The organism is Streptomyces sp. NPDC005485 (genome assembly GCF_040606085.1).
Taxonomy (GTDB): Bacteria; Actinomycetota; Actinomycetes; order Streptomycetales; family Streptomycetaceae; genus Streptomyces.
Genome location: NZ_JBEXDZ010000259.1, coordinates 1 through 8,437 on the forward strand (window position 1 = coordinate 1; position 8,437 = coordinate 8,437).

Below are 8,437 nucleotides of genomic sequence, written 5' to 3' on the forward strand. Positions count from 1 at the left end.
CCGTTGGCCGCCTCCCCTGGGGTTGGCGACCATCGGCGTCTTCACCGCGTGCTAGAGCACCCGCACCGCACCCGAGGCGGGGTAGCCCGAAAGATCCTGGATGACAACGCCCTTGGAGGGGTTGGCCGCGTCCAGGTACTGGCCGTTACCGATGTAGACACCGACGTGGTACGCCGAACCGGCCGAACCCCAGTACAGGACGTCGCCGACCTGGATGTTGGAGAGCGACACCGGCGTACCGGACGTCGACTGGTCCTGTGAAACGCGCGGCAGGTCGACGCCGACCTGCTTGAACGCCGCCTGCACGAGACCGGAGCAGTCCCACGCGTTGGGGCCGGTGCCGCCCATGACGTAGGCGTCGCCGACCTGCGCCTTGAGGAACGAGATGACCGTCGCGACGCTGCCGCTGGCAGGGGCGGAGACATTCGTGGACGTGGACGTCGACGCGGACGCCGAGGCGGAGAGAACGGTCCGCTCGGAGGAACGCGAGGCGGCCTCGGCGGCAGCAGCCTTGCGAGCGGCCTCCGCCTTCTTCTTCGCCTCAGCCTTCTTCTTGGCGTCGGCGAGGTCCGCCTTGGCCTGCTTGGCGGCCTTCGCGGCGGCCGCGTCGCGCTCGGCCTGCAGCTCGTAGTTCGCCGCGGCCTGCTGTGTGGCGTCAGCGGACTGTGCGACCTGTGCGGCCAGGTCGGCCGTCAGGGCGGGCAGTTCGAGCGTCTGCGTCACGGGCTCGGCTGCGTTCGCCGAACCGGACGCACCGGCGACTGCCAGGGTGCTGAGGACGCCACCGGCAACTCCGGCGCGCATCGCGAGCGTCGACGCGTTGCGGCGGGGCTTCCGGTGGCTGCGTATGTGAGCGGTGTGGGACATGGGTACAACCGGTATCAGGGGCTCCTCCATACCTTCAAGAAACGTGTGGTGCGCCACAGTTGTTCAATCGGCGGCCGAATCTCCCACGCGTCACTCTTTATTGACGCCGTAACGGGCATTGCGGACACAGGTGATCAAGCCCGTGATCATGGCCTTTCATTGTTACGCCCGAATTGCCCGCGTCCTACCACTGGTTGGACCCGGTGGCCAAGCCCGGTTTATTTGGCCCTGCTGTGAATGTGGCGCAGGTCACGGAACGGTCTCCGTGATGGCCGCGTCCCGCGCGTAGGTGGCGGCCGCCCCGCTCGTGAACGCGTGCACGCGTCCACTTCCGTCCACACTTCTCCCTCTGATGTGTGAACGGCCTCCTCTATCAAGGGTTCTGGTCCAGCGCCAATTTGCCCTGAACAACCGCGCCTTGATAATGCAAGACGGCCCCGACCAGCAATGATGAGGCAAAATGTCACCTCTTGGTGATCACTCGACTGCTTCGCGTATGAAGATCACCGCTCATCCGACTTCATGATCCTTCGCCGGGTGGTGGAGATCACAAAGTCCTTGATGGCCCCCGTGTCGCAGATCACAGACCGGCAGGCATAGGATGCGGGGCAGTTGGGCTTGTGACCTGCTTCACATGTACGCGATCTTCGCCAGGACGGGCGGGGTGCGCGGGGCACGTGAACGAGGGATCGGGTCCGACGCATCCGCCAGCAGTCAGTGCCGACTGAGAGGAGCGAGGAGCGGTGAACGCGTATGCGCCCATCCTCGTACTGGGAGCCCTCGGGGCAGGCTTTGCGATCTTCTCCGTGGTCATGGCCACGCTGATCGGGCCGAAGCGGTACAACCGGGCCAAGCTTGAGGCCTACGAGTGCGGTATCGAGCCGACCCCCACGCCGGCCGGCGGTGGGCGCTTCCCCATCAAGTACTACCTGACGGCGATGCTCTTCATCGTCTTCGACATCGAGATCGTCTTCCTCTACCCCTGGGCCGTCACCTTCGACGCCCTGGGTGTTTTCGGGCTCGTGGAGATGCTGCTCTTCGTGCTCACCGTCTTCGTGGCGTACGCGTACGTGTGGCGGCGCGGCGGCCTGGAATGGGACTGAGGGGCCTTTAAGCATGGGACTCGAAGAAAAACTGCCGAGCGGCTTCCTGCTGACCACCGTCGAGCAGGCCGCGGGCTGGGTGCGCAAGGCGTCCGTCTTCCCCGCGACATTCGGACTCGCCTGCTGCGCCATCGAGATGATGACGACCGGCGCCGGGCGCTACGACCTGGCGCGCTTCGGTATGGAGGTCTTCCGCGGGTCACCGCGCCAGGCGGACCTGATGATCGTCGCCGGGCGCGTCAGCCAGAAGATGGCGCCGGTGCTGCGGCAGGTCTATGACCAGATGCCGAACCCCAAGTGGGTGATCTCCATGGGGGTCTGCGCCTCATCGGGCGGAATGTTCAACAATTACGCCATTGTGCAGGGCGTCGACCATATCGTCCCGGTCGACATCTATTTGCCCGGCTGTCCGCCGCGGCCCGAGATGCTGATGGACGCGATTCTCAAGCTCCACCAGAAGATCCAGACCTCCAAGCTCGGCGTGAACGCCGAGGAGGCGGCCCGCGAGGCGGAGGAAGCGGCGCTCAAGGCGCTCCCCACCATCGAGATGAAGGGCCTGCTGCGGTGAGCGACGCGAACGGCAACGGCGCGAGCAACGGGGTGAACCCCGAGAAGGACCTGAGCGCCTCCAACCTCCCCGGCCAGCGTGGTGACGCGGGCGAGGAGATCCGCGTCCAGCGCGGAATGTTCGGCGCCAACAACGGCGGCGACACCTCCGGCTACGGCGGCCTGGTCCGCTCGATCCGGCTCCCGGGTGAGTCCGCCCGCCCGTACGGGGGCTGGTTCGACGAGGTCGCCGACGAGCTGGAGGGCGCCTTGGAGGAACAGGGGCTCGTCCCCGAGAACGCGATCGAGAAGACGGTCGTCGACCGCGACGAGCTCACCTTCCACATCGAACGCGAGTACCTGGTCCGCGTCGCCCAGACCCTGCGCGACGACCCGGCCCTCCGCTTCGAGCTGTGCACCGGCGTCAGCGGAGTCCACTACCCGCACGACAAGGGTCGCGAGCTGCACGCCGTCTACCACCTGCGCTCGATCACCCACAACCGGCTGATCCGCCTCGAAGTCAGTGCCCCCGACGCTGATCCGCACGTCCCGTCACTGGTCCCCGTCTATCCGACGAACGACTGGCACGAGCGCGAGACGTACGACTTCTTCGGCCTGATCTTCGACGGTCACCCGGCGCTGACGCGGATCATGATGCCGGACGACTGGCAGGGCTTCCCGCAGCGCAAGGACTACGCCCTCGGCGGCATCCCCGTCGAGTACAAGGGCGCCCAGATCCCGGCTCCGGACCAGCGGAGGTCGTACTCATGAGCACGCAGACCCCTTCTTCTGCCGCATCCGCCCGTGAGACCACCGAGGGCACCGTATATACGGTGACCGGTGGCGACTGGGACGAGGTCGTCGAGACCGCGGCCAAGTCCGACGACGAGCGCATCATCGTCAACATGGGCCCGCAGCACCCCTCCACCCACGGGGTGCTCCGGCTCATCCTGGAGATCGACGGCGAGACGGTCACCGAGGCCCGCTGCGGCATCGGCTATCTCCACACCGGCATCGAGAAGAACCTCGAGTACCGCACGTGGACGCAGGGCACCACGTTCGTGACGCGCATGGACTACCTGACGCCGTTCTTCAACGAGACGGCGTACTGCCTCGGCGTGGAGAAGCTGCTCGGCATCGAGGACCAGATCCCCGACCGCGCCTCGATCATCCGGGTGCTCCTGATGGAGCTGAACCGGCTCTCCTCGCACCTGGTGTGCATCGCCACCGGAGGCATGGAGCTGGGCGCCACCACGATCATGATCTACGGCTTCCGTGATCGTGAACTCATTCTCGACATCTACGAACTCATCACCGGCCTGCGGATGAACCACGCGTACATCCGGCCCGGCGGTCTCGCCCAGGACCTGCCGCCCGGCGCGGTGGACCAGATCCGCGAGTTCGTGAAGAAGATGACGAAGAACCTTCCCGAGTACGACAAGCTCGCCACCGGGAACCCCATCTTCAAGGCCCGCATGCAGGACGTCGGCTACCTCGACCTGGCCGGCTGCATGGCCCTCGGCGCCACCGGCCCGGTTCTGCGCTCGGCGGGCCTCCCGCACGACCTGCGCAAGGCGCAGCCGTACTGCGGTTACGAGAACTACGACTTCGAGATCCCGACCGCCGACACCTGCGACTCCTACGGGCGCTTCCTGATCCGCCTGGAGGAGATGCGCCAGTCGCTGCACATCGTCGAGCAGTGCCTGGACCGGCTGCAGCCCGGCCCGGTGATGGTCGCGGACAAGAAGATCGCCTGGCCGGCCCAGCTCGCCCTGGGACCGGACGGACTCGGCAACTCCCTCGACCACATCAAGAAGATCATGGGCACCTCCATGGAGGCCCTGATCCACCACTTCAAGCTGGTGACCGAGGGCTTCCGCGTCCCGCCGGGACAGGCGTACGCGGCGGTCGAGTCGCCCAAGGGCGAACTCGGGGTGCACGTCGTGTCCGACGGAGGCACCCGCCCCTACCGGGTCCACTTCCGCGACCCGTCCTTCACCAATCTGCAGGCCATGGCGGCGATGTGCGAGGGCGGCCAGGTCGCCGACGTCATCGTCGCCGTCGCGTCCATCGACCCCGTGATGGGAGGCGTCGACCGGTGACCACCACCCCCGAGGGCGTCAGCCTGGGCATGCCCCAACTGCCCGCGCCCGACTACCCGGACGACGTCCGTGCGCGGCTGGAGACGGACGCGCGCGAGGTCATCGCCCGCTACCCGGACTCCCGCTCCGCCCTCCTTCCGTTGCTGCATCTCGTGCAGTCGGAGGAGGGGCATGTCACGCGCACCGGCCAGCGGTTCTGCGCCGAGATGCTGGGCCTGACCACGGCCGAGGTCACCGCGGTCGCGACCTTCTACTCGATGTACCGGCGCAGGCCGAGCGGTGACTACCAGGTCGGCGTCTGTACCAACACCCTGTGCGCGGTGATGGGTGGCGACGCCATCTTCGAGGCGCTCCAGGACCACTTGGGCATCGGCAACGGCGAGACCACCGACGACGGCAAGGTCACCCTCGAGCACATCGAGTGCAACGCGGCCTGCGATTTCGCGCCGGTCGTGATGGTCAACTGGGAGTTCTTCGACAACCAGACCGTGGCCTCCGCGAAGCATCTCGTCGACGACCTGCGCACGGGAGCACAGGTCGAGCCCACCCGCGGCGCCCCCTTGTGCACGTTCAAGGACACCGCCCGGATCCTGGCCGGCTTCCCCGACACGCGTGAGGGAGCCGTCGAGGCCACCGGCAGCGCGGGACCCGCCTCGCTGATCGGCCTCCGCCTGGCCAAGGGGGAGACCCACCCCGCGCGCGTGGTCCACCCGCGAGGCTCCGGTGCTCCCGAGGACGAGCGGCCGCACGACCCGTCGCCGACCGAGCACCTCAGCTCGCACGACGCGCCGCAGCAGACGTCGGCCTCCGATCCGTCCCACCCGGCGGGTCCTGTCGCCGAGGAGGGGGAGTGATGACCGTGTCCACCCAGTACGGGGGCACCTCACGGCCGGAGGCCGGGGGAGAGACCAGCCCCGAGAAACTGCTCGCGCCGGTGCTGTCGGCCTTCTGGGACGAGGACAAGTCCTGGACGCTGGACGTCTACCGAAGGCACGAGGGATACGAGGGACTGCGCAAGGCCCTCGCCATGTCGCCGGACGACCTGATCGCGTACGTGAAGGAGTCCGGTCTGCGGGGCCGCGGCGGTGCGGGATTCCCCACCGGAATGAAGTGGCAGTTCATTCCGCAAGGAGATGGAAAGCCGCACTATCTAGTTGTCAACGCCGACGAGTCGGAGCCGGGCACCTGCAAGGACATCCCGCTCCTCTTCGCGAACCCGCATAGCCTCATCGAGGGCATTGTGATCGCGTGTTATGCCATTCGGTCGTCGCATGCCTTCATCTATCTGCGCGGTGAAGTGGTCCCAGTGCTGCGGCGGTTGCACGAGGCCGTACGAGAGGCCTACGCGGCGGGCTACCTCGGCGAAGACATCCTTGGCAGCGGGCTCGACCTCCAGCTCACCGTGCACGCGGGCGCGGGCGCGTACATCTGCGGTGAGGAGACCGCGCTGCTCGACTCGCTCGAAGGCCGCCGTGGACAACCGCGGCTTCGTCCCCCTTTCCCTGCCGTCGCGGGCCTCTACGCGTGCCCGACTGTTGTAAATAACGTCGAATCCATCGCGTCAGTTCCCGCAATTCTCCAAAAGGGCAAGGAATGGTTCAGGTCGATGGGAAGCGAGAAGTCCCCGGGCTTCACGCTCTACTCGCTCAGCGGCCATGTCGCCAGCCCCGGCCAGTACGAGGCCCCGCTCGGCATCACACTGCGTCAACTCCTCGACATGAGCGGCGGGATCAGGCCCGGTCACCAGCTGAAGTTCTGGACGCCGGGCGGCTCCTCGACCCCGATGTTCACCGACGAGCACCTCGACGTCCCTCTTGATTACGAAGGAGTGGGCGCCGCGGGTTCCATGCTCGGCACAAAAGCACTCCAGTGCTTCGACGAGACGACCTGCGTCGTACGCGCCGTCACCCGCTGGACCGAGTTCTACGCCCACGAGTCCTGCGGCAAGTGCACGCCCTGCCGCGAAGGCACGTACTGGCTCGTGCAGTTGCTGCGCGACATCGAGGCGGGCAAGGGCGTCATGTCCGACCTCGACAAGCTGAACGACATCGCCGACAACATCAACGGCAAGTCCTTCTGCGCCCTCGGCGACGGTGCCGCGTCGCCGATCTTCTCCTCGCTCAAGTACTTCCGTGAGGAGTACGAGCAGCACATCACGGGCCGCGGCTGCCCCTTTGACCCGGCCAAGTCGACGGCCTGGGCGGACAAGCACACGGAGGTGAACGCATGACGGTGACCACCAGCGCTCCCTCCGGAGGGGGAGAGGCGGCGGTTCCGCCGGAAGATCTCGTCTCGCTGACGATCGACGGCGCCGAGATCAGCGTGCCCAAGGGCACCCTGGTCATCCGGGCCGCCGAACAACTCGGCGTCGAGATCCCCCGCTTCTGCGACCACCCGCTCCTCGACCCGGTCGGCGCCTGCCGCCAGTGCATCGTCGAGGTCGAGGGCCAGCGCAAGCCGATGGCGTCCTGCACGATCACCTGTACGGACGGGATGGTCGTCAAGACGCATCTCACCTCGCCCGTCGCCGAGAAGGCCCAGCACGGTGTGATGGAGCTGCTGCTCATCAACCACCCGCTGGACTGTCCGGTCTGCGACAAGGGCGGCGAGTGCCCGCTGCAGAACCAGGCCATGTCGCACGGCAACTCCGAGTCCCGCTTCGAAGGAAAGAAGCGGACCTACGAGAAGCCCGTCCCGATCTCCACGCAGGTGCTGCTCGACCGTGAACGGTGCGTGCTGTGCGCCCGCTGCACCCGGTTCAGCAACCAGATCGCGGGCGACCCGATGATCGAGCTGGTCGAGCGAGGGGCGCTCCAGCAGGTCGGCACCGGTGAGGGCGACCCCTTCGAGTCGTACTTCTCCGGGAACACGATCCAGATCTGCCCCGTGGGCGCGCTCACGTCGGCGGCGTACCGCTTCCGCGCCCGCCCCTTCGACCTGATCTCCACGCCGAGTGTCTGCGAACACTGCTCCGGCGGCTGCGCGACGCGCACCGACCACCGGCGCGGCAAGGTCATGCGGCGCCTGGCGGCAGCGGACCCCGAGGTCAACGAGGAGTGGATCTGCGACAAGGGGCGGTTCGGCTTCCGGTACGCACAGCAGACCGATCGCCTCACCACCCCTCTGGTCCGCAACGCGGAAGGTGTCCTGGAACCCGCTTCCTGGCCTGAGGCCCTGGAGGCGGCGGCTCAGGGGCTGGGAGGTGCCCGGGGCCGGACCGGTGTCCTGACCGGCGGCCGTCTCACCGTCGAGGACGCCTACGCCTACAGCAAGTTCGCGCGCGTGGCCCTCGACACGAACGACATCGACTTCCGCGCGCGCGTGCACAGCGCCGAGGAGGCCGACTTCCTGGCCGCCCGGGTCGCCGGACGCGGACGGGACCTCGACGGTACGGGGGCCACGTACACCGCGCTGGAGAAGGCGCCCGCCGTCCTGCTCGTCGGATTCGAGTCCGAGGAGGAGGCGCCCGGCGTCTTCCTGCGACTGCGCAAGGCCTGGCGCGCGCACAAGCAGCGGACGTTCTCGCTCGCCACGCACGTGACACGGGGCCTGGAGAAGGCGGGCGGCACGCTGCTGCCCGCCGCACCCGGCACCGAGACCGAGTGGCTGGACGCCCTCGCGAGTGGCGTGGGTCTGGAGGGCGACGGTGCCAGGGCCGCCGAGGTGCTGCGTGCCGAAGGCGCCGTGCTCGTCGTCGGTGAGCGGCTCGCCGCCGTGGCCGGCGGGCTCACCGCGGCCGTACGGGCCGCGTCCGCGACCGGCGCCGAGCTGGTGTGGATTGCGCGCCGGGCCGGTGAGCGCGGCGCGATCGAGGCGGGC

Annotated in this window: 8 protein-coding genes; 7 read left to right on the top strand and 1 reads right to left on the bottom strand. The window is 67.7% G+C overall.

Going from position 1 to position 8,437, the window contains the following annotated elements; translation table 11 throughout:
- Window positions 1-51: 51 nt before the first annotated feature.
- Entirely contained in the window at window positions 52-897 is an 846-nt protein-coding gene (locus ABZS97_RS42510; RefSeq protein ID WP_356148800.1) for a C40 family peptidase, read from the bottom strand.
- 713 nt (window positions 898-1,610) lie between these two features.
- On the opposite strand from ABZS97_RS42510, the gene ABZS97_RS42515 reads away from it, so the two are divergent.
- The 7 genes from ABZS97_RS42515 to ABZS97_RS42545 form a co-directional block, all read left to right on the top strand.
- Window positions 1,611-1,970 carry an NADH-quinone oxidoreductase subunit A gene (locus tag ABZS97_RS42515; protein ID WP_007383963.1) on the top strand — a complete coding sequence of 120 codons (360 nt, stop codon included), beginning with the start codon at window positions 1,611-1,613 and terminating at the stop codon, window positions 1,968-1,970.
- Window positions 1,971-1,983: 13 nt separating this feature from the next.
- Complete coding sequence (locus ABZS97_RS42520; RefSeq protein ID WP_003998928.1) at window positions 1,984-2,538, top strand: NADH-quinone oxidoreductase subunit B; 555 nt, start codon at window positions 1,984-1,986, stop codon at window positions 2,536-2,538.
- On the top strand, window positions 2,535-3,287 hold the full coding sequence (locus ABZS97_RS42525) for an NADH-quinone oxidoreductase subunit C (protein WP_356148803.1): 753 nt from the start codon (window positions 2,535-2,537) through the stop codon (window positions 3,285-3,287). Before ABZS97_RS42520 ends, ABZS97_RS42525 begins: the two co-directional genes overlap by 4 nt.
- A complete protein-coding gene (locus ABZS97_RS42530; RefSeq protein ID WP_356148806.1) occupies window positions 3,284-4,618 on the top strand; it encodes an NADH-quinone oxidoreductase subunit D in 1,335 nt (444 codons plus the stop codon). The genes ABZS97_RS42525 and ABZS97_RS42530 overlap by 4 nt, the downstream gene beginning before the upstream one ends.
- 29 nt (window positions 4,619-4,647) lie before the next feature.
- Window positions 4,648-5,472: an NADH-quinone oxidoreductase subunit NuoE gene (gene nuoE, locus ABZS97_RS42535; RefSeq protein WP_356148816.1), complete on the top strand. Its 825-nt coding sequence runs from the start codon at window positions 4,648-4,650 to the stop codon at window positions 5,470-5,472.
- The gene (gene nuoF / locus ABZS97_RS42540; RefSeq protein ID WP_356148809.1) at window positions 5,472-6,848 is read left to right on the top strand and encodes an NADH-quinone oxidoreductase subunit NuoF; all 1,377 of its coding nucleotides are present in this window, start codon (window positions 5,472-5,474) and stop codon (window positions 6,846-6,848) included. Before nuoE ends, nuoF begins: the two co-directional genes overlap by 1 nt.
- The coding region (locus ABZS97_RS42545; RefSeq protein ID WP_356148812.1) for an NADH-quinone oxidoreductase subunit G at window positions 6,845-8,437 on the top strand (1,593 nt) is incomplete at its 3' end. The genes nuoF and ABZS97_RS42545, both read left to right, overlap by 4 nt.

Excerpts from the sequence above, each read along its gene's own strand:
- ABZS97_RS42510 (WP_356148800.1), bottom strand. The coding sequence starts at position 897 with ATGGAGGAGCCCCTGATACCGGTTGTACCCATGTCCCACACCGCTCAC.
- nuoF (WP_356148809.1), top strand. The coding sequence starts at position 5,472 with ATGACCGTGTCCACCCAGTACGGGGGCACCTCACGGCCGGAGGCCGGG.
- ABZS97_RS42520 (WP_003998928.1), top strand. The coding sequence starts at position 1,984 with ATGGGACTCGAAGAAAAACTGCCGAGCGGCTTCCTGCTGACCACCGTC.
- nuoE (WP_356148816.1), top strand. The coding sequence starts at position 4,648 with ATGCCCCAACTGCCCGCGCCCGACTACCCGGACGACGTCCGTGCGCGG.
- ABZS97_RS42530 (WP_356148806.1), top strand. The coding sequence starts at position 3,284 with ATGAGCACGCAGACCCCTTCTTCTGCCGCATCCGCCCGTGAGACCACC.